Here is an 18,510-nt window from a genome sequence, read left to right as displayed (position 1 = left end):
GCGAGCACGCGGGAGCACCCGACCCGCCGCGCCCGGCTAGCGTGCCGGCATGACCACTCCCCCGGACTTCGCCACGCTCTGCAACTTCCGTGACCTCGGCGGCTGGCGGACCGGCGACGGCCGCACCGTCGCCCGGGGCCGGCTCTACCGCTCCGACTCGCTGGCCAAGCTCGCCGGTGATGATCTGGAACGGTTCGCGGCGCTCGGCGTCCGCACCGTGATCGACCTGCGGTACCCGTGGGAGATCGCCGACCGCGGCCGGGCCCCGGAGAGTCTCGGCGTCACCTGGCACAACCTGAGCATCGAGCACCGCCCGTACGTGCAGGCCGACATCGACCCCGACGTGGACCCGTGGCGCCACCTGGCCGACCGGTACGCCGAGGTGGCCGAGGACGGCGTCGCCGAGCTGCGCCGGGCGCTCGAGGTGATCGCGGACGGCGAGCACCCGCTGGTGTTCCACTGCGCGTCCGGCAAGGACCGCACCGGGCTGCTCGCCGCGCTGGTGCTGTCCCTGCTCGGCGTGGACGACGACCAGATCGCGGCGGACTTCGCGCTCACCGAGCACGCCACCGACCGGCTGGTGGCCGAGTGGCGGGACCGCAACGGCGGGGCGACGCCGGGCTGGCCGGCGTACGGGCGGGCGCCGGCCGAGATCATCCGGCTGGTGCTGGCCGACCTGCGGGCCGCACACGGTTCCGTGCGCGGCTACGTGACCGGCCGGCTCGGCGTCGGCGAGGAGACGATCGACGCGCTGCGCGCCCGGCTGCTCACCGGCACGAACCCGCTGCCCACCCAGGGCACCACCGGCAGTACGCCGACGACACTCACCCGCTGAGCGAAAAGCGGACGACGGCGGCCCGGCGGTCTGGCACGCTGCGGGATCGTGGACACACGGTGGGACGGCCTGCGGGCCGAGGTGCGGGCGACGGTCGACGAGCTGGTCTCCTCCGGCCGGGAGGCCGGTGTGCAGGTGGCCGCGTACCTGGACGGAACCGCGATCGTCACCGAGCACGCCGGGCTGGCCGACACCGTCACCGGCCGGCCGATGACCGCCGACACGCCCGTGCACGCCGTCTCCACCGGCAAGGGCCTCACCGCCACCGTGGTGCACGTGCTGGCCGAGCGGGGACGGCTCGACTACGACCTGCCGCTCGCCGCGGTGTGGCCCGAGTTCGGCCGGCACGGCAAGGGCGGCATCACGCTGCGGCACGTGCTCACCCACACCGCCGGCCTGCCCGCGCTGCCGGCCGACGTGACGCCCGAGGACTTCACCGACTGGGCGCGCATGTGCGAGCTGCTCGCCGACGCGCGACCGCTGTGGGCACCGGGCGAGCGGCTGGCGTACCACGCCTGGACGTGGGGCTGGCTGCTCGGCGAGGTGGTCCGGCGGGTCACCGGGGAGCCGGTGTCGCGGGTGCTCGCCGAGGAGGTGGCCGGGCCGCTCGGCGTGGACCGGGAGCTGTTCCTCGGCGTACCGGAGGCGGACCTGCCCCGGCTGGCGCGGCTGGAGGACGCCGGCCTGTCCGCGCTGATGACCTGGGCCGGGGCCAACCTGCCGCACTTCGACGCGGTCGCCCCGCCCGCGGTGCGCCCGGACACTGTCATCGGTTCCCGCCCCGACGTGCTGCGCGCCGACGTGCCGTCGGTCGGCACGATGAGCGCCCGCGCGGTGGCCCGGATGTACGCGGCGCTGATCGGCCCGGTCGACGGGGTGCGACTGATCTCCGCCGAGCGGATGCGCGCGGTGTCCGCCCCGGCGGTACGCGCCCAGGAGTGGGTGTTCGGGCAGGAGAGCACGTTCGGGCTCGGGTACGCGGTCGAGGACGACGGGTCGTTCGGCACCGCCGGCAGCGGCGGCAGCCTCGCGTTCGCGTACCCGGAAATGGGGTTGACGGTGGCGGCGGTGCGCAACCGGCTCGGCGCCGGTGACGGCGACCCGATGGAGCAACTGCGGACGCTCGTACGCGACCGCGTCACCGAGGCGACCGGCCGCCGATAGCCACCGGACCGGCCGCGACAGCTAGCGGCGCAGGCGGGCGCGCAACCGGCCGGCCGCGTCGCCGAGCACCGCGCCGGTCATCGGCAGCAGCGGGCTGGACCGCATCACCGCCAGGTCCTCCGCCGGGCTGGTCACGCCGTCGAGGAACCGCAGCACCCGCTCCGGCGGGTTGCGGTCGAACAGCCGCTCGAAGAACTCCACCCCGCCGACGTGGCCCCGGTCCAGCGCGCGCAGCGCCACCGCGTCCATCCACAGGTGCCGGCCCGGATACGCGGGCGCCGGCGCCGGCGGGCGGCCCTCGGCGAGCGCCCGGGCCACCTGGTCGGCCTGGCGCAGCATCGCGGAGAACGTGAAGCCGGTGGACGGGCGGGTCGCCCCACCGGCGGTGCCCAGCCGCACCACACGCGGGCTCGGGCGGGACTCGAACGGGCCGTCGGTCATCGGGATCACGCCGTCCTCGACCTCCCGCACCCGCAGCGCGGCCAGGTCCAGCCCGAGCAGGTCGGCGTAGGCGCACAGCGCCGCGTCGTAGCCCGCGTCGTCGAGCAGCTCCGGCCCGAACTCGGTGTACTCGACGAGCGCGAACCGGTCGTCGACCGGCAGCACGTACCCGAAGGACACGCCGCGCTCCGGCTGCGGCGTGCGGAAGTCCATCAGCACCGCCCGCTGCCTGTCGAACGTCGGCCGGTCGGCGGCCAGCCACCAGCCCCGGAAGTGCTGCAACCAGCTGGTCCGTCCCGGCCGCTTCGGCCGCCGGGGCCGCGAGTCGAGCACCCAGCCGGCCCGCACCAGGTCCCGGCCGTCCGGGTCGCGGACGACGACCCGCTCACCGTCGTCGCGCAGCTCCCCCGCCGGGGCGCTGATCCGGACCGCGTCCAGCCGCCGCTCGGCCTCGGCAGCCCGGTCGTAGACCGGGGCGGAGCGCAGCATGCCGTACCGCAGGGGGTCGAGCGTGAGGACGCGGCGCCCGGCGGGCGTGACCACGTCGACCTGCGACCAGCTCGCGCTCAGCAGCGGGTCCAGGTCGTCGCCGGGCAGACCCCAGAACGCCCAGGTGCGGTCCTGGCCGCGTTTGTGCACCGGGTCGACCACCGCGACCCGCAGCCCGGTCACGCCGTGCCGGTCCAGCGCGGCCAGGACCAGGGACGCGGCGCCGCCGCCGCCGACCAGCGCGAGGTCGACGTCGACCGGGAAGGATGCGTGCATCCGGCCACGCTGTCACATCGGCGGGCGCGGTCCCCGGCCGACCCGCGCTCAGGCCACCGGGGCGGGCTCCTGCGGGGCCTGCTGGGCGTAGGCGGCGGCCACCGTCGCCCGGTCGAAGACCCGCCACGTCGCGGCGATCACCGCGACCGCCACGACGAAACCGGCCCAGTACGGGGCGGTGATGCCGAACCGGGCCGCCACCGCGCCACCGAGCAGCGCGCCGACGCAGTTGCCGCCCGCGGCGACGAACAACGTGGTGCTGCCGACCCGGCCCATCAACGCCGGTGGGGTGAGCCGCTGCCGCAGCGAGTTCACCACGATGTTCCACAGCGCGCTGTGCGCCCCGAACGCGAACAGCGCGAACCCGACCACGACCGCGCTGCGGGACGCGGCGAGCGCCAGGTGCAGTCCCGCCTCGACCAGCAGCCCGGTCCGCACCGTCCAGGTGGGCGTGATCGCGGCGATCAGCCGGTCCCCCACCACCGAGCCGAGCACCCCGCCGACCGCCATGCAGGTGAACAACGCGCCGTAGCCGACCGAGCCGAGACCCAGCCGTTCGGTGGCCAGCAGCACCAGCACCGCCACCGCCGCGGTGAGCGTGACGTTGAGCAGGCCGATCAGCATCGTCATGGTGCGCAGCAGCCGCTGACTCCACAGCCAGCGGAACCCCTCCGCGACCTCCGCCCGCACCGACCGCCGCTCCGGAAGCGCGGGCCCGGCACGGTACGTCCCGGCGAGCAACCCGACCAGCACGGCGCTCAGCGCGTACGTGCCGGCGTTGAGCGCGAACGGCAGCGACGCCGCCACCACGAACAGGAACCCGCCGAGCGGGCCGGCGATCATGTTCTGCATCACCTGGGTGCCGCCGCCGAGCCACCCGTTGGCGCGTTCCAGCATCGAGCGCGGCACCACCGCGGGCAGCACCGCCTGCGCGGCGGTACGGAACACCACCTCGCCGGTGTTCACCACGAACAGCACCGCGTAGAGCAGCGCGATCCCGGCCCGGTCGGCGAGCATCGCCACCGCCAGCGCGGCGAGCGCGACGACGCGTACCCAGTCGATGAGCACCATCAGCCGCCGCCGGTCGACCCGGTCCGCGAGCACGCCGCCGGGTAGCGCGAAGAGCAGCCACGGCAGCCACGACACCGCCGCCCCGGCCGACACCACCAGCGGATCGTCGGTGATCGACGCCACGTACAGCGGCGCGGCGACTGTCGCCGTCCCGCTGCCCAGCGCGGACAGCGTGCTCGCCGTCCACAGTCGGGCGAAGCGCCCGCCGAGCCGTTCCCCCGTCACGGCGAGGCAACCTACCAGCGGCGATGAACGCTGCCGACCGGTTTATCCGGGGCGGCGGGTGTTGAGGCGGGCGGCCTGCCGGTTCAGGTGGTCGCGTTCGGCCAGGCTGGACGCGCGGCGGGCCGCCTCCGCATAGAGCCGCGCCGCCCGGTCCGGGTCGCCGTCGCGTTCGTGCAGGTACGCGGCCACCGCCGCGTACCTGGGCAGCTTGTCGTCGAGCGCCGCGAGCGCCGCCAGCCCGGCGCGCGGGCCGTCCGCCTCGCCGACCGCGACCGCCCGGTTGAGCCGGGCGATCGGGCTGCCGGTCAGGCGGACGAGTTCGTCGTACCACTCGACGATCTGCACCCAGTCGGTCTCCGCAGCGGTACGCGCGTCCGCGTGCAGGGCCGCGACGGCGGCCTGGGTCTGGAACTCGCCCAGCCGGTCCCGGGACAGGGCGGTCTGCAGGATGCCCACACCCTCGGCGATCAGCGTGGTGTCCCACCGGCTGCGGTCCTGCTCGGCCAGCGGCACCAGGCTGCCGTCCGGCGCGGTCCGACCGGCCCGGCGGGCGTGGTGCAGCAGCATGAGCGCGAGCAGCCCGGCCACCTCGGGGTGGTCGATCGCGGCGGCGAGCTGCCGGGTGAGCCGGATCGCCTCGGCCGCCAGGTCCACGTCGCCGGAGTAGCCCTCGTTGAACACCAGGTACAGCACCCGCAGCACGGTGGCCACGTCGCCGGGCTGGTCGAAACGCACCCCGGACACGGTGCGCTTGGCCCGGCTGATCCGCTGCGCCATGGTGGCCTCCGGCACCAGGTACGCCTGCGCGATCTGCCGGGTGGTGAGCCCGCCGACGGCGCGCAGCGTCAACGCGACAGCCGACGACGGGCTCAGCGACGGATGCGCGCAGAGGAAGTAGAGCCGCAGCGTGTCGTCCACGGCGGACACCGGGCCGGTCGGCGGCTCCTCGTCCACGAGGTCCTCGCGCCGGCGCCGGGCGGCCTCGGCACGAGCCACGTCGAGGAACCGTCGCCACGCCACTGTCACCAGCCAGCCGCGCGGGTCGCGGGGCATGTCGTCCGGCCAGACACGCAGCGCCTCGATCAGCGCGTCCTGCACGGCGTCCTCGGCCGCCGCGAAGTCGGCTCCGCGGCGGACGAGGACACCGAGCACACCCGGGATGAGGCTGCGGAGCGCGACCTCGTCCATCGGACGGGTCACTCCGTGATGGTGGGCGGCTCGGTCAGGAACGGGCGCAGCTCCAGCCACTCGTGGATCGGCTTGCCGCCCTGCCCCGGCGCGGCCGACAGTTCGGCGGCCAGTTCGAGCGCGCGCTCGTAGCTGTCCACGTCGATCACCATCCAGCCGGCGATCAGGTCCTTCGTCTCGGCGAACGGGCCGTCGGTGACCGGCGGGCGTCCCTCGCCGTCGTAGCGGACGAAGGTGCCCTCCGGGGCGAGCGCCTGACCGTCGACGTACTCGCCGCTCTCCTGCAGCCGCGCCGCGAACTCCTGCATGTATCGGATGTGCGCGGAGATCTCCTCCGGCGTCCACTTGTCGATCATCGGCATGTCGGACACCGGGGTCGGGCCGCCGCGGTAGTGCTTCAGGAGCAGGTACTTCATCTGTGTCTCCTCGTGGAGGGTGCGACCCATTCTGGCCGCGTTCACTTCGGGGACGAAGCCGCCCTGGCGTTCTCGACATCGGTGGCGGAGGAATTTCGGGCGTCACGTCGCGTAAGGCATCCTAGGAGGCTAGTTCTAATGGTCCGGGCCGCCTGCCCCCGTCGCGGCGGCCCGGACCCGTCAGCGGATCGTCCGGCCGTCAGCGGGCGGCGGTCCGGCGCAGGCCGGTGATCAGCACCGCGCCCGCGACCAGGTGCAACGCCACGAGCGTCAGCGTCGCCGCACTCCCCACTCCCCCGCCCAGCGGCCCGAGCAGCGACACCAGCAGCACCAGCACCGCGACCACCGTCCAGGCCGTCCGGGCGCGGGCGGTGAGCCGTTCCAGCAGGGCCAGCAGCGCCCAGCCGGCCAGTCCGGCGAGCAACGTGCTCACCACCACTGCCACCGGCGTCACCCGCTGCTCGGTGGAGCCGCTCCGCGCGATCAGCTCCACCCCGACCAGTGGCGCTGCGACCAGCCAGCCCAGCAGCGCGACGGCGGTCGCCGCGAACACCGTCAGCAGGCGGTCCCGGCGGCGGTTCGGGCGGACGGCGACTGTCTGCAGCGTGTTCTCCATCGGTGACTCCTCCACATCGGGACGACTGCCGGAAACGCTAGGTCCGGCGGGCCGTCGCGCGGATCGGGCCGTGGAGCGGCTAGCGACTCCGTCGCCGGGACGACCACCGGCTCGGATCTCCGTCTGGCGACCGATGAGAAGCGGCGGCTCGGCGGCCTAGCATCCGGACATGAGGTGCGCGTCCCGGTCCCGGTTCCTGCTGCTGCTCGACGGCGGCATCGCCACCGTGAGCCTCGCCGTCTGCCTGCTCGCGCTACTGGCCTCCGACGCCCGCCCGGCCACGACCGGCGCGACCGCCGTCGCGGTCGGGCTCGCCGCGGCGCAGGCGAGCTGTCTGCTGTGGATCAGGCGCCACCCGGGGTACGCCCTCACCGTCGCCGCGCTGGCCGGCGTCGGCCTGGAGGCGCTCTGCCCGCAGCTCGGCTGGCTCGGCCTGGTCGCGGTGCCGATGGCGTACGTGGCCCGGCTGCGCCCGCCCCGGTACTCGCTCGTCGCGCTCGGGCTGCTGCTCGCGCCCACGCCGTGGAAGCTGGTCACCGGCGGCTGGCGGGACCTGCTGCTGGCGGTGACCGCGCTGGGCCTGAGCTGGACGCTGGGCGAGTTGCAGCGGGGCCAGGCGCAACGGCGCTGCGCCTGGGAACGGCACGTACTCGCGACCGAACGGGAACGCATCTCCCGGGAACTGCACGACGTGGTGGCGCACCACGTCGCGGTCATCGCCGTACAGGCCGCCGCGGCCGAGGACGTGTTCGACGAGCAGCCCGCGCAGGCCCGCGCCGCGCTCGCCGCGATCGACACCGCGGCCCGGTCGGCGCTCACCGAACTGCGGGCCATGCTGCACGCGCTCGCCGCCGACGACGGGTCCGATGCGGACGGGCCGCAGCCGGGACTGGCGCAGCTCGACGCGCTCGCCGACGCGGTACGGGCGGTCGGCCTGCCGGTGACGCTGCGGCGCGACGGCGACGGCGACGCGCTACCGGGCGGGGTGCAGCTGTCGGCGTACCGGATCGTGCAGGAGTCGCTGACCAACGCGCTGCGCCACGGGCACGCCACCCACGCCGACGTCGACGTGCGCTACCGCGACGGGGTGCTGCGGCTGGAGGTGGTCAACGACGGCCCGGCGCCCGCCCGCCGGCCCGGTACGAGCACCGGGCGCGGCATCGTCGGCATGCGGGAGCGGGCCCGGCTGCTCGGCGGCACGCTCGACGCCGGCCCACTGCCGGCCGGCGGGTTCCGGGTCCACGCACGACTGCCGGTCGGAGCGAGCCGGTGACCGTACGGGTGGTGGTCGCCGACGACCAGGAGCTGATCCGCGCCGGGCTGCGCACAGTCCTCGACGCGCGACCCGACCTGAGCGTGGTCGGCGAGGCCGGCGACGGCGTCGAGGCGGTCGCGGTGGCGACGCGTACGAGGCCGGACGTGGTGCTGATGGACGTGCGGATGCCCCGGCGCGACGGCATCGCCGCCACCCGCGACCTGGTGGCCGCCGGCAACCCGGCCCGGGTGGTCATGCTGACCACGTTCGACCTGGACGAGCACGTCTACGCCGCGCTACGCGCCGGGGCGAGCGCGTTCCTGCTCAAGGACACCCGCCCGGCCGACCTCGCCGAGGCGGTACGCGTGGTGGCCCGGGGCGAGGCCCTGCTCGCGCCCACTGTGACCCGGCGGCTGCTGGACCGGTACGCCGACCGGCTGCCCGCGCCCGCGCCCACCGGCGGCGACGCGCTCGCCGTGCTGACCGCCCGCGAGCGGGAGGTGCTGACGCTCACCGCACGGGCACTGTCCAATGCGGAGATCGCCGCCCGGCTGCACCTGAGCACCGCCACCGTGAAGACCCACGTCTCGGCGATCCTCACCAAGCTGGGCCTGCGCGACCGGATCCAGGCCGTGGTACTCGCGTACGACACCGGCCTGGTCCGGCCGGAGCCGCCGGTCCGGTAGGCGCCGAACCGGACACCGGACCCAGACGTGCCGAAGCTGGACGGTTCGCCGTCCGGCCTGGCCCGGCATGTCCGTCGTCTCGTGGCGGCAGGGAGCACACCGGACGGCAACGAAGATTTCTCAATTACCCCCAGTGACCGCCGCAACCCTCCTAGTGTTGGCCACACCGGTGCTCGTCACGGAGTTGGCCACCCGAACGACGTCCCACGCCTACAGCGGACGAAAAGTGAGGGAAGACGCGGATGAAGGCACAGTCATTTCTCGGATCGGCGGCGTTCGGCGTGGGCCTCGGCGCACTGCTGCTCCCGGCCGCCGCGCTGGCGGACACCAGAGTCTCACCCGCCACCACCCCGGTCGGCGGCACCGTCGTGCTGACCACCACGTGCAACCCGAACGCCGGTGACGCGATCTTCCGGGTCACCGGCCCGGACCGGGACCAGAACGTCCGGTCCACCACGGCCGCCGCGGGCGGCGGTCTGAGCGCCGAACTGTTCACCGCCGGGTTCACGCTCGGCACGTACACGGTGGCCACCACCTGCGGCGACGGCAGCGACGGCGGTAGCGCCACGTTCACCGTCACCCCGATCGGCGGCGCGCAGGCCGGTGGCGGCGGGCGGGACGGCGACACCGGGGTGCTGATCGCCGGTGGCGTGCTGGCCGCCGGGGCGCTCGCCGGTGGCGCGTACGCGGTCATCCGCCGGCGTCGCGCGGGCGCCGCCGCCTGACCGGCTCGTCGAGCGGTCCGCCCGCGCCGGTTGTTCCGGCGCGGGCGCCGCGTCCCTGTCGGACGGAGGCGGGATGCTGTCGGAGTCGCAGCGGCGGGCGCGCCTGCACGCCGTCGTCGTGGTCACCGCCGTCACCGTGGCCGCCGCCACGGGCGCCGGGCTGGTCTCGGCCGGGCTCGGCACCACGTCGGCGTCACCACCGCAGCCCGGCGCCTCCGCCGCGCCGGCGACCGAACGACCGGGTACGGCCGGCCCGGCACTCCCCCGCGCCACGCCGGTGCGGGTCACCATCCCCCGCATCGGCGTCGACGCCGAGATCGTCCCGGTCGCCACCGACGCCGACGGCGCGCTGGAGGTGCCGCCGCTGGAGCGCCCGGAGGTCACCGGCTGGTACCACCCCGGCCCCGCCCCTGGCCAGGCCGGGAATGCGGTGCTGGTCGGGCACGTCGACTCGCAGCACGGCCCGGCGGTCTTCTTCGACCTCGGGCGGCTGCGCAGCGGCGACACGATCCGGGTGCTGCGGGCCGACGGCCGGACCGCGACGTTCACGGTGGACGGCGTCGGGGCGTACCCGAAGGAGCGCTTCCCCACGGCGCGGGTCTACGGCGGCGACGCGGCGTCGCGCCTGCGGTTGATCACGTGTGGAGGGCGGTTCGACCCGCGTACCGGCAGCTACCCGGACAACATCGTCGTCTTCGCCACCGCGACCCGGTGACGCTCACCCGGCCAGGTCGGCCAGTTCCGCGTCGAGCAGCTCGGCCAGCAGCGCCACCCGGCCCGGGTCGTTGTCGGCGGTGATGTTCCGGCTGGGCATCTCGACAGTCATCAGCAGGTAGAGGTACAGCCGGTACAGCCCGAGCCGCCGCCGCGCCCCGGCGTCCAGCGGGAACGGCGCCGCCGCCCGGTAGGCGCGCACCAGCGGGTCGTCCGGCTCGTCCTCGGCTCGGCGGAACAGCAGCGGCGACACCAGGTCCATCAGCGGGTCGCCCCACAGGTACCGCTCGCCGTCGACCAGACCGGTGAGCCGGGGTGTGCCGTCCGGCCCGTCGACGGCCAGCACGTTCCCGGCCCAGCCGTCGAAGTGCAGCAGCGCCGGACGGCGTACCGCGTCGAGCACCGCCGCGTGCCGGGCCACCAGCTCCCGGATCCGCGACGCGGGCACCGGCAGCGGCACCGACCAGTCCGCAGCGTCGGCGAGCATGTCGTCCACCATGGCCGTGTAGGCGCCCCGCCAGGTCGCGCCGGAGGCCCGGTCGCCGTCGTAGCCGTACCGCTCGCCGGTGACCGTGTGCAGCGCGGCGAGCGCGCGGCCGAACTCCGCGCGCAGCGGCCCGACGTCCGCGCCGGCCTGGGTCAGGTCCCAGAGGGTACGACCTGGTAGCCGCGCCATCAGCAGCCAGTCACCGAGGCCGGGGTCGGCGCCGTGGTGCAGCAGCGCGGGCGTGGGCACCCCCGGTGCGCGGTCGGCCACCAGGCGCAGGTAGTGCGCCTCCGCGCCGATCATGTCGCGTTCGTAGCGCAGCAGCGGCACGTGCGGCGGCGGACCGACCTTGAGCACCACCTCGCGGCCGTCGGTGAGGCGTACCCACCAGACGGCGGCGAACCCGCCACCGGTCAGCGGGCCGCAGGCGGCCACCTCGGCGCCGGGTCCGAGCGAGGCGGTCAGGTAGCGGCGGACCTGATCCGGGTCGAGGACACGCTGAGTCGGACTCACGCTCATGGTGCGGGGATCGTACTGGCTGCGGCTGCGCTTGTGGGCGCACCGATTGCGAAGACGCGCGGCACCGGCCGGCGGCGCGACCGCTTCAGGCAAGAACCTCCCGCAGGGCCTCCAGCTCGGCCTCGGTGGCGCCGGCAGCCTGGAGATAGGCGGAGACCGAGCCGTGGTGGCTGCGGATCCAGACCATGGCATGAAGCAGGTGCGCTGCGGTCACCGGGCGGGTGCCGTGTCCGATCGTCGCGTCGGCCGGCGATCCGGTGAGGTCCAGCGCGGCGTTCGAACGCAGGAAGTCCTGGGTGACCTCCGCATCGGAGGCGTTCAGGAGGGTCTGGATGACGGCGACGACGACTCCGGTGCGGTCCTTGCCGGAGGCGCAGTGGACCAGGGCAGGTAGTGCGCCGGGGGTGACGAGCTGCCGGATGATCGCGACGGTGGCACGACCGGCCTGCTCAGCCATGTACGGGTACAGCGCCACCTGGTCGTCCGGCCAGCTCTGCTCGGTGAACACCGGAAAGTGCCGGTGCTCGACGTCGAGACCCGCACACCGGTCCGGCCGGTCGGCCACCTCTCGGATGCTGCGGAGGTCGATGACCGTGCGTAGCCCGAGATCCTCCAGCTCCCGGGCACCCTCGGGCGTCAGGAGATGCAGGGCGCCAGAGCGATACAGGACCCCACGGCGCAACGATCCGACGCCGCCTGCGTCGCGGAGGTTCCGGACGCCGGAACCGCCGGTGGTGGCGTCGGCCGTGGCCCCACGAGTGATCATGGAGGCGACTATACGACTGTCCCGTCCGGGATTCCCCCGGCCTACCGGCGGCGAGGGCGGTCGTGGTGTGGGAGAGAATCGCCGGGTGGCGAGACGGAAGGCGCGCGAGGGCGCGGGTGAACGTCCGGCGGCCTGCCCGTGCGGCACCGGCCGGCCGTACGCGGACTGCTGCGCCCCGGTACACCGGGGCGAGGCGACGGCGGCGACCGCGGAGGCGCTGATGCGGTCCCGGTTCAGCGCGTTCGCGCTCGGCGACGCCGCCTACCTGCGGCACAGCTGGCACTCCACCACCCGCCCGGAGCGGCTGGAGCTGGAACCGGGCACCCGCTGGACCCGGCTGGAGATCGTGGAGACCGCGCAGGGCGGCCTGTTCGACAGCGCCGGCACGGTCCGGTTCCGGGCGCACTACCGCGAGGACGGCCGGGCGGGCGTGCTGGCCGAGCACAGCCGCTTCGCCCGCGAGGACGGCCGCTGGGTCTACCTCGACGCGCTGCCCGAGTGACGGTCAGGCAGCGCGGCGCGGGCACGGTCAGGGCGGGCGTGGGTCAGGCCGGGCGCGGGGTGGGCTGGGCCAGCTCGGCGATCTCGCGCGGCAGCTGGGACAGCGCCCGGTTGAACTGGGCCGGCCCGACCACCCGGTGCAGCGCCTGCAACACCGCCCGGGCGCCGCGCTCGGCGTCGGACGGTGTCGCGCCGGAGCGCTCGGCGACCCGGCGCAGGAACTCGTCGTACCCGAAGACCTCGGGATCTTCGACCCGGGCGCGGGCCAGCAGCGGGCGCAACTCGTGCGCGACGTGCGCGGACAGGTCGTCGGCCTCGCCGCCGCTGACGCGTTCGGCGAGCGTGCGCAGCGTCGCCTCGGTCAGCGCGCGGGCCGTCTCCACCGGCACGCCGGCGCGGGCGGAGACCCGCGCGTAGAACTCCGGTTCGGCCATCGTCGGTCCTCCCGTCGCAACGGCAGCGTGGCTACCCGCCGCCGGCCGCGGCAAACACCGCCGCGCCACCGGCCCCGGCGGGTACGGGCTCAGGCCAGGGCCCGCGCCGCCGAGACGATCGCGCCCACACCGATGCCGGCCCGGTCGAGCTGCTGGGCGGGGGTGCCGGAGCCGGGCAGCCCGCGTACCGCCAGGTGGTTGACCCGGGCCGGTTCACCCAGGTCGGCGAGCGCCTCCAGCACGGCCGAGCCCAGCCCGCCCTCCGGGTAGTGGTCCTCTACCACGACCAGCCGCCCGCCGGTCTCCACGACGGCCTCGGCCAGGCGCTGCCGGTCCACCGGCTTGATCGAGTACAGGTCGATCACGCGGGCGTCGATGCCCTCGCGGGTCAGCTCCTCGGCGGCGGCGAGGCACAGGTGCACCGTCACGCCGGTGCCCAGCAGCGCCACGTCCCCGCCGTCGCGCACCATCCGGCTGCCGCCGATCGGGAACGGCTCGGCGTCGTCGTAGAGCACCGGGTACTTGCCGCGCGTGGTGCGCAGGTAGCTCACCCCCGGGTGGTCGGGCATCTGGGCGACGAGGGCCGCGCAGGAGACCGCGTCGGCCGGGCAGAGCACCGTGGAGCCGGGCACCGCGCGCAGCGCGGCGATGTCCTCCAGCCCCATCTGGGACGGACCGTCCGGGCCGATCTCCACCCCGGCGTGCGAGCCGACGAGCGCGATGTCGGCGCGCGACACGCCCGCCATCCGGATGAAGTCGTACGCACGGGACCAGAACGCGGCGAACGTCGCCGCGAAGGGCCGGTAACCGCGTACCGCCATGCCCACCGCCGCGGCGGCGAGCTGCTGCTCGGCGATGAACATCTGGAAGAACCGATCCGGGTACGCGGCGGCGAAGCGCTCCGCGCGGGTGGAGTCGCTGACTTCGCCGTCGAGCGCGACCACGTCGGGCCGGGCCGCGCCGAGGGCGTGCAGCGCGTCGCCGTACGCGTCCCGGGTGGCGACCTTCGCGCCGCGGGAGTACGTCGGCAGTTCCGGTTGCCGGATCTGCGGCGCGGGGGCCCGGGGCGCGGGTGGTGGTTTCGGTCCGGCGACCCGGATGCGCCGGGGGCCGCCGAGCGCCCGCACGGCGCGTTCGGCCAGCTCCGGGTCGAACGGCTTGCCGTGCCAGGCCGGGTCGTTCTCCACCTCGGGCACGCCCTTGCCCTTGACCGTGCGGGCCAGCACCACAGTGGGCCCGGTCGCCTCCCGCGCCTGCCCGTACGCCTCGTCGATCGCGCCCAGATCGTGGCCGTCGACGAGGATCGCGTGGCAGCCGAACGCCTCGACGCGCCGCCGGTAGGTGTCCAGGTCCCACTCCAGCTCGGTGGGGCCGCGCTGGCCGAACCGGTTGACGTCGACGATCGTGGTGAGGTTGCGCAGCCCGTAGTGGCCGGCCTTGTCCAGCGCCTCCCACACCGATCCCTCGGCGGTCTCGCTGTCGCCGCAGAGCACCCAGACGTGCGCGGGCGACCGGTCGAGGTACTGGGCGGCCAGCGCCACGCCGACGCCGACCGGCAGCCCCTGCCCGAGCGAGCCGGTGGCCACGTCCACCCAGGGAAGGACCGGCGTCGGGTGGCCCTGCAGCCGCGACCCGGACCGCCGGTACGTCTCCAGCAGCTCCTGCTCGCTGATCGCGCCGGTGGACCGGAACACCGCGTACAGCAGCGGGGAGGCGTGCCCCTTGGAGAAGATCAGGTGGTCGTTGCCCGGGTTGCCCGGGTAGGACCAGTCGTAGCGCAGGTGCCGGGCGACGAGCACGGCGAGCAGGTCGGCGGCGGAGAGGCTGGACGTGGGGTGCCCGGAGCCGGCCGCCGTGCTGCACCGGATCGCGTCCACACGCAGTTGGGCGGCCAGCTCCGCCAGCCCGGACAGCTCCTCGTCGCGCAGCGTGCGCTCTGCTTCCAACGTCACCGCGATCGTCTCCCGGGGTAGCCGATTTCCGGACCCACGCTAGGCGGCGAACGCGACCATTGGTCCCTTTTCTGCTGATTCACGCTCGACCGGTGAGCAGCCAGAGCGCCACCAGCAGGTACGGCAGCACCGCGACCGCGAAGGCCGCCGGATTGCCGACCGCCCCGGCGAGCAGCCCGTACCCGCCGTAGAAGGCGACGACGGTCAGGTCGGTGGCCATCCCGGCCATCGACGTGACGGTGGCCCGGGCCGACCCGGCGATCCGGGCCTGGAGCCGCACATCGGCGAGCACGGTGGCCAGCTGGAACGCCGCGAACGCCGCCGCCAGCAGCAGAAACCCGGCCGGGTGCCGCAGCAGCGCCCCGGCCGCCGTCGCTCCCGCCGCGAACACCAGCAGACCGGCGTACCCCCGGTGGGACAGCCGCTCGCCCAGCGGCGCGAGCAGCCCGCCCACAGTCATCCCGACCCACACCAGCAGGAGCAGCAGCGGTACGCCCGCCTCGGCCATGCCGGTGTCGGCGGCCAGCAGCCCGGTGTACTCGTCCAGCCCACCCCAGATCGCGGTCACGGCCGCGACCAGCAGCACGGCGGCGCGGACGCGGCGGTCGGCGCGCACCTCGCCGAGGCCCCGGCGCAGACTGTCCAGCCAGCCGGGCTCGTCGTCGTCCGGCCCCTCCCCCGGCGCGGCACCCGCGCGCGGCCCCTCCGGCGCGGCGCCCGGGAGCGGCGCGACCGGCGATGGGCGGTGTTCCGGGAAGCGGGCCGCGACGGCCGCCGCCAGCAGGCACGTCGCCACGCTCGCCGCGCCGACAGCGAGGTAGCCGCCGAGCGCGAACACCGGCCCGGCGAGCACCCCGGACCCGACCGCGCCGAGCACCTCGGCAGTGCGGGCCCGGCCGATCAGCCGGGCGTACCGGTCAGTCGCGTCGAGGCGTTCCAGCTCGGTGAAGACGAGCGCCTCCAGCGCGCCGGAGCGCAGCGCGCCACCGGCGCCCCAGAGCAGGAACCCCACGGCGAAAGCCGCGTACGACGGCAGCAGCACCCAGAGCGCGAACCCGCCCGCGGCCAGCAGCGGCGCCAGGCACAGCAGCAGGCGACGCGACACCGCGTCGGCCCACACGCCGGAGGGCACCTCCAGCACGATGCCGGCGACCGCCCAGAGCACGAACAGCGAGGAGATCTGCCCGACCGACAACCCCGTGTCGGCGAACAGCAGCACGTAGAGCGGGTAGAGCAGGACGAGGTCGGTGAGGAACGCGTACCCGTAGAGCGTCGCCGCCAGACGGCGGGTCGCGGGCACGCGGGCAGGAGCGACGAGCATGGAACCTTCCCACGGGACGTGACGGACACCGGTCGGTATGCACGGCGTCCGCGGCGGCCCGCGGCCTCGTCGTTCAGGAAGGCATCAACATCGCCAGGTCATGCCGGGATCCTATCCGCCGCGAGGCACCCGGATGGTCCCCCGGCGGGCACGCGATCGGGGCGGGACCGTGCGGTCCCGCCCCGATCCGTCACCGCTGTCGGGTCAGCGGCGGAGCTTGTCCACGTCGGCCTGCGGAATGACCATGGTGGCCTCGCTGTCCGCGGCCTGCTCGGCCGTCGGCTGGCGCGGCGTGGTCGGCTGCGTGCGCTCGGAGTCCGCGTACGCCGGGATGTGCTGCGTGGCCTCCACGCTCGCCTGCGACGGCACCGGCTCGGTGGCGTCCGCACCGGCGGCCGGCTGGGTGCCCGGGTACGCCGGGACCGGCTGCGTACGGTCCGCCTCAGCGTGGCGGCTCACCGGCTGGGTCAGCTCGGAATCCGCGTACGGGCCGCCGGCGGCCAGGCGGGCCTCGACGTCACGCCGGCCGGCCTGGTACGCGCGGGCGTGCGTGGCGATGGTGCGCGACTCCTCCTCGGCCCGGGTCAGCCAGTTCTCCCAGCGGCTCTGCATCGGCCGGACCAGCCCGCCGCCGACACCGACGACCAGGATGCCGCCGACGGTGGCGAGCACCGCGATCAGCACCGGGGTGGTGACGGTGGTGGCGACGCCGATCTGGTTGAGCGCAGCGATGACACCGAGGCCCAGGATGAACACCGAGGCGAGGTTGGCCAGCACCCGGCCGTACGAGAGGCCGCCGAGCGCGCTGGAGATGATGTCCTTCACCGCGCGGGCGATGGCTGCGGCGACCACCACGATGACGATGGCGACGAACGCCCGGGGCAGCCAGGCGATCACGCCGGCGATCAGGTCGGAGATGGGGTTCGGGCCCCAGATGCCGAACGCGAGCTGCAGCGTGACCAGCAGCACGCCGTAGTAGGCCAGCTTCGCGACGATGTCGCTGGCGTCGTACTTCGAGCGGGCCAGCGCGGTCTTGATCCCGCCGCGCTCGACGGCCCGGTCGAAGTGGACCCGCTCCAGGACCTTGTCCACGAGCTTCAGCACGGCCTTGGCGATCAGCCAGCCGACGATCAGGATCGCGACGAACGCGACAGCCTTGGGCAGGAACAGCATCACCGAACGGAACGCGTCGCCCACCGCGTCCCCGAAGTTGTCTCTCATCGAAGGGCCTCCACGTACGTGGTCCAGGTCTGTTCGGGTGGGGCTACCCGGACCCGCGCGCGGGGAAACGCGGTCAGCCGCCGGGGCAGCGGTAGACGACGCGCGTGCTGGCCTGCGCCGTCGACGGTTCGACGATGTTGACGGTGGCGATCCCGGTGGTCGTCCCGACCCCGGTGAACGTCCACTTCAGGGTGAGCGCCGCCGTGTGCTGCCCGCTGCCGACCCGCTCGGTGAGCACGGCGCCGGGCGGCGCGTCGGAGCGGAACCACTGGTATCTGATCGTCCCGCCGCGCCCGTTGGTGCGCACGGTGGCCACCACATCGACTGTCACGTCGCAGGCCACACCGGCCGGCCGGGGCACCGCCACGGCGACCCCCTCGACCTCCAGCGGACGCAGCCGCTGCCACAGGTAGAGGCCGACCGCCAGCAGCAGCACCACGGTGAGCAGCGTGGACAGCACCGAGACGACGCGACGCCAGACCGGACGCGGACGGATCGGCGGTGCGGTGGGCCAGGGCGGTGCGGGCGGCGGCGTGGCCGGCACGCCCGGCCCGAAGCGCAGCTCGCCCCCGGGGGCCGGCACGCCACTCACCGCCCGCGCGTCAGCGGTCCGATCCGGGTACGCCCCGGCGCCCGTCGCCGCCGTACCGGTGGCGTGGCCCCGAGGCGGTACGCCGGTGGGCTGCCACGACGCGGTGGGCTGCCATGATGCGGTCGGTTCCGCGCCGGGGCGCTGGGTCGGCCCCGCCGTCGGACGCGGGTAGACGGTGGCCTGCCCGGTCGTGTTTCCCGGGCGCAGGTGAACCGTCGCCTCATCCATCGGATTCGCCGGAGCCGGACGCAGACTCACAGTCGGCTCGCCGGCCGCGCTGTCCGGGGTCGCGCGAAAGTGAACCGTCGCCTCACCCGCGCCGTCGCCCGGGGCCGGACGCAGGCTCACGGTCGGCTCCGCGCGGTCGATGATCAGTGCCGTCGTCGGCTCGGTGCTCTCCGCAGCCGGTTCCGCCCGCGCGACGGCCAGCGGGACCGTCGGCTCCGCGCGCTCGACCGCAAGCGGCATCGTCGCGTCGGCGTCGGCGTCGGCTCGGGGCCGGGCGAGGTGGACCGTGGGGTCGGCGGCGTCCGCGTCCCGGGAGATCGGCAGGGCGCGGGTGGGCAGCGCCTCGGTGGGCTCGTCGGGGCGGGTCACGCCGACCGTCCCCGGGACG

Annotated in this window: 19 protein-coding genes; 7 read left to right on the top strand and 12 right to left on the bottom strand. The window is 74.9% G+C overall.

The annotated features are described in order from the left end of the window. Positions 1 to 49 precede the first annotated feature (49 nt). Complete coding sequence (locus tag GA0070562_RS08920; protein ID WP_091418329.1) at positions 50 to 835, top strand: tyrosine-protein phosphatase; 786 nt, start codon at positions 50 to 52, stop codon at positions 833 to 835. A 48-nt stretch (positions 836 to 883) separates the two neighbouring features. Continuing rightward, positions 884 to 1,999, top strand: coding sequence for a serine hydrolase domain-containing protein (locus GA0070562_RS08915; protein ID WP_175438673.1), 1,116 nt, complete (start codon positions 884 to 886; stop codon positions 1,997 to 1,999). 21 nt (positions 2,000 to 2,020) lie between these two features. Here the strand turns inward: GA0070562_RS08915 and GA0070562_RS08910 are convergent, their stop codons facing one another. The 5 genes from GA0070562_RS08910 to GA0070562_RS08890 form a co-directional block, all read right to left on the bottom strand. Beyond that, positions 2,021 to 3,205 carry a lycopene cyclase family protein gene (locus GA0070562_RS08910; RefSeq protein ID WP_091418324.1) on the bottom strand — a complete coding sequence of 395 codons (1,185 nt, stop codon included), beginning with the start codon at positions 3,203 to 3,205 and terminating at the stop codon, positions 2,021 to 2,023. A 48-nt stretch (positions 3,206 to 3,253) separates the two neighbouring features. Beyond that, positions 3,254 to 4,501, bottom strand: a complete 1,248-nt coding sequence (locus GA0070562_RS08905; protein WP_091418321.1) for an MFS transporter — start codon at positions 4,499 to 4,501, stop codon at positions 3,254 to 3,256. Positions 4,502 to 4,543: 42 nt separating this feature from the next. Further along, the gene (locus GA0070562_RS08900; RefSeq protein WP_091418500.1) at positions 4,544 to 5,689 is read right to left on the bottom strand and encodes an RNA polymerase sigma factor; all 1,146 of its coding nucleotides are present in this window, start codon (positions 5,687 to 5,689) and stop codon (positions 4,544 to 4,546) included. An 8-nt stretch (positions 5,690 to 5,697) separates the two neighbouring features. Next, on the bottom strand, positions 5,698 to 6,105 hold the full coding sequence (locus GA0070562_RS08895) for a YciI family protein (RefSeq protein ID WP_091418318.1): 408 nt from the start codon (positions 6,103 to 6,105) through the stop codon (positions 5,698 to 5,700). 199 nt (positions 6,106 to 6,304) lie between these two features. Then, positions 6,305 to 6,721, bottom strand: coding sequence for a DUF6069 family protein (locus tag GA0070562_RS08890; protein WP_091418315.1), 417 nt, complete (start codon positions 6,719 to 6,721; stop codon positions 6,305 to 6,307). A 169-nt stretch (positions 6,722 to 6,890) separates the two neighbouring features. On the opposite strand from GA0070562_RS08890, the gene GA0070562_RS08885 reads away from it, so the two are divergent. The 4 genes from GA0070562_RS08885 (at position 6,891) to GA0070562_RS08870 (ending at position 10,102) form a co-directional block, all read left to right on the top strand. Then, positions 6,891 to 7,994, top strand: coding sequence for a sensor histidine kinase (locus GA0070562_RS08885; RefSeq protein WP_091418313.1), 1,104 nt, complete (start codon positions 6,891 to 6,893; stop codon positions 7,992 to 7,994). Further along, positions 7,991 to 8,662 (top strand): response regulator, encoded by a 672-nt coding sequence (locus GA0070562_RS08880; protein ID WP_091418311.1) that lies wholly within the window; start codon positions 7,991 to 7,993, stop codon positions 8,660 to 8,662. The genes GA0070562_RS08885 and GA0070562_RS08880 overlap by 4 nt, the downstream gene beginning before the upstream one ends. A gap of 242 nt (positions 8,663 to 8,904) precedes the next feature. Further along, positions 8,905 to 9,387, top strand: a complete 483-nt coding sequence (locus GA0070562_RS08875; RefSeq protein ID WP_091418309.1) for a hypothetical protein — start codon at positions 8,905 to 8,907, stop codon at positions 9,385 to 9,387. 73 nt (positions 9,388 to 9,460) lie between these two features. Next, the gene (locus GA0070562_RS08870) at positions 9,461 to 10,102 is read left to right on the top strand and encodes a class F sortase (protein ID WP_091418498.1); all 642 of its coding nucleotides are present in this window, start codon (positions 9,461 to 9,463) and stop codon (positions 10,100 to 10,102) included. A gap of 3 nt (positions 10,103 to 10,105) precedes the next feature. Here GA0070562_RS08870 and GA0070562_RS08865 read toward each other — a convergent pair whose 3' ends face one another. Both GA0070562_RS08865 and GA0070562_RS08860 read right to left on the bottom strand, forming a co-directional pair. Continuing rightward, positions 10,106 to 11,107: a phosphotransferase family protein gene (locus GA0070562_RS08865; protein ID WP_091418307.1), complete on the bottom strand. Its 1,002-nt coding sequence runs from the start codon at positions 11,105 to 11,107 to the stop codon at positions 10,106 to 10,108. An 85-nt stretch (positions 11,108 to 11,192) separates the two neighbouring features. After that, positions 11,193 to 11,873, bottom strand: a complete 681-nt coding sequence (locus GA0070562_RS08860) for a tyrosine-protein phosphatase (RefSeq protein ID WP_091418304.1) — start codon at positions 11,871 to 11,873, stop codon at positions 11,193 to 11,195. 85 nt (positions 11,874 to 11,958) lie between these two features. Here GA0070562_RS08860 and GA0070562_RS08855 point away from each other — a divergent pair, with 85 nt between their 5' ends. Further along, positions 11,959 to 12,375 (top strand): YchJ family protein, encoded by a 417-nt coding sequence (locus tag GA0070562_RS08855; protein ID WP_091418302.1) that lies wholly within the window; start codon positions 11,959 to 11,961, stop codon positions 12,373 to 12,375. Between the two features lie 43 nt (positions 12,376 to 12,418). On the opposite strand, the gene GA0070562_RS08850 is transcribed toward GA0070562_RS08855, so the two are convergent. From GA0070562_RS08850 to GA0070562_RS08830, 5 genes are all read right to left on the bottom strand, one after another. Next, positions 12,419 to 12,808, bottom strand: coding sequence for a DUF2267 domain-containing protein (locus tag GA0070562_RS08850; protein ID WP_091418301.1), 390 nt, complete (start codon positions 12,806 to 12,808; stop codon positions 12,419 to 12,421). Between the two features lie 89 nt (positions 12,809 to 12,897). Continuing rightward, entirely contained in the window at positions 12,898 to 14,760 is a 1,863-nt protein-coding gene (locus GA0070562_RS08845; RefSeq protein WP_091418299.1) for a transketolase, read from the bottom strand. Between the two features lie 79 nt (positions 14,761 to 14,839). Then, a complete protein-coding gene (locus GA0070562_RS08840) occupies positions 14,840 to 16,081 on the bottom strand; it encodes an MFS transporter (RefSeq protein WP_091418297.1) in 1,242 nt (413 codons plus the stop codon). Between the two features lie 204 nt (positions 16,082 to 16,285). Beyond that, on the bottom strand, positions 16,286 to 17,302 hold the full coding sequence (locus tag GA0070562_RS08835; RefSeq protein ID WP_091418295.1) for a mechanosensitive ion channel family protein: 1,017 nt from the start codon (positions 17,300 to 17,302) through the stop codon (positions 16,286 to 16,288). 73 nt (positions 17,303 to 17,375) lie between these two features. Next, positions 17,376 to 18,491, bottom strand: coding sequence for a hypothetical protein (locus tag GA0070562_RS08830; RefSeq protein ID WP_091418293.1), 1,116 nt, complete (start codon positions 18,489 to 18,491; stop codon positions 17,376 to 17,378). Positions 18,492 to 18,510 lie beyond the last annotated feature (19 nt).

Origin of the sequence: Micromonospora tulbaghiae (assembly GCF_900091605.1) — a bacterium.
Taxonomy (GTDB): domain Bacteria; phylum Actinomycetota; class Actinomycetes; order Mycobacteriales; family Micromonosporaceae; genus Micromonospora; species Micromonospora tulbaghiae.
Note: the sequence above shows the minus strand (reverse complement) of the source record. Positions and strands in the feature narration are given on the sequence as shown.

Excerpts from the sequence above, each read along its gene's own strand:
- GA0070562_RS08900 (WP_091418500.1), bottom strand. The coding sequence starts at position 5,689 with ATGGACGAGGTCGCGCTCCGCAGCCTCATCCCGGGTGTGCTCGGTGTC.
- GA0070562_RS08860 (WP_091418304.1), bottom strand. The coding sequence starts at position 11,873 with ATGATCACTCGTGGGGCCACGGCCGACGCCACCACCGGCGGTTCCGGC.
- GA0070562_RS08895 (WP_091418318.1), bottom strand. The coding sequence starts at position 6,105 with ATGAAGTACCTGCTCCTGAAGCACTACCGCGGCGGCCCGACCCCGGTG.
- GA0070562_RS08885 (WP_091418313.1), top strand. The coding sequence starts at position 6,891 with ATGAGGTGCGCGTCCCGGTCCCGGTTCCTGCTGCTGCTCGACGGCGGC.
- GA0070562_RS08865 (WP_091418307.1), bottom strand. The coding sequence starts at position 11,107 with ATGAGCGTGAGTCCGACTCAGCGTGTCCTCGACCCGGATCAGGTCCGC.
- GA0070562_RS08850 (WP_091418301.1), bottom strand. The coding sequence starts at position 12,808 with ATGGCCGAACCGGAGTTCTACGCGCGGGTCTCCGCCCGCGCCGGCGTG.
- GA0070562_RS08875 (WP_091418309.1), top strand. The coding sequence starts at position 8,905 with ATGAAGGCACAGTCATTTCTCGGATCGGCGGCGTTCGGCGTGGGCCTC.
- GA0070562_RS08840 (WP_091418297.1), bottom strand. The coding sequence starts at position 16,081 with ATGCTCGTCGCTCCTGCCCGCGTGCCCGCGACCCGCCGTCTGGCGGCG.
- GA0070562_RS08870 (WP_091418498.1), top strand. The coding sequence starts at position 9,461 with ATGCTGTCGGAGTCGCAGCGGCGGGCGCGCCTGCACGCCGTCGTCGTG.
- GA0070562_RS08890 (WP_091418315.1), bottom strand. The coding sequence starts at position 6,721 with ATGGAGAACACGCTGCAGACAGTCGCCGTCCGCCCGAACCGCCGCCGG.
- GA0070562_RS08910 (WP_091418324.1), bottom strand. The coding sequence starts at position 3,205 with ATGCACGCATCCTTCCCGGTCGACGTCGACCTCGCGCTGGTCGGCGGC.
- GA0070562_RS08835 (WP_091418295.1), bottom strand. The coding sequence starts at position 17,302 with ATGAGAGACAACTTCGGGGACGCGGTGGGCGACGCGTTCCGTTCGGTG.
- GA0070562_RS08920 (WP_091418329.1), top strand. The coding sequence starts at position 50 with ATGACCACTCCCCCGGACTTCGCCACGCTCTGCAACTTCCGTGACCTC.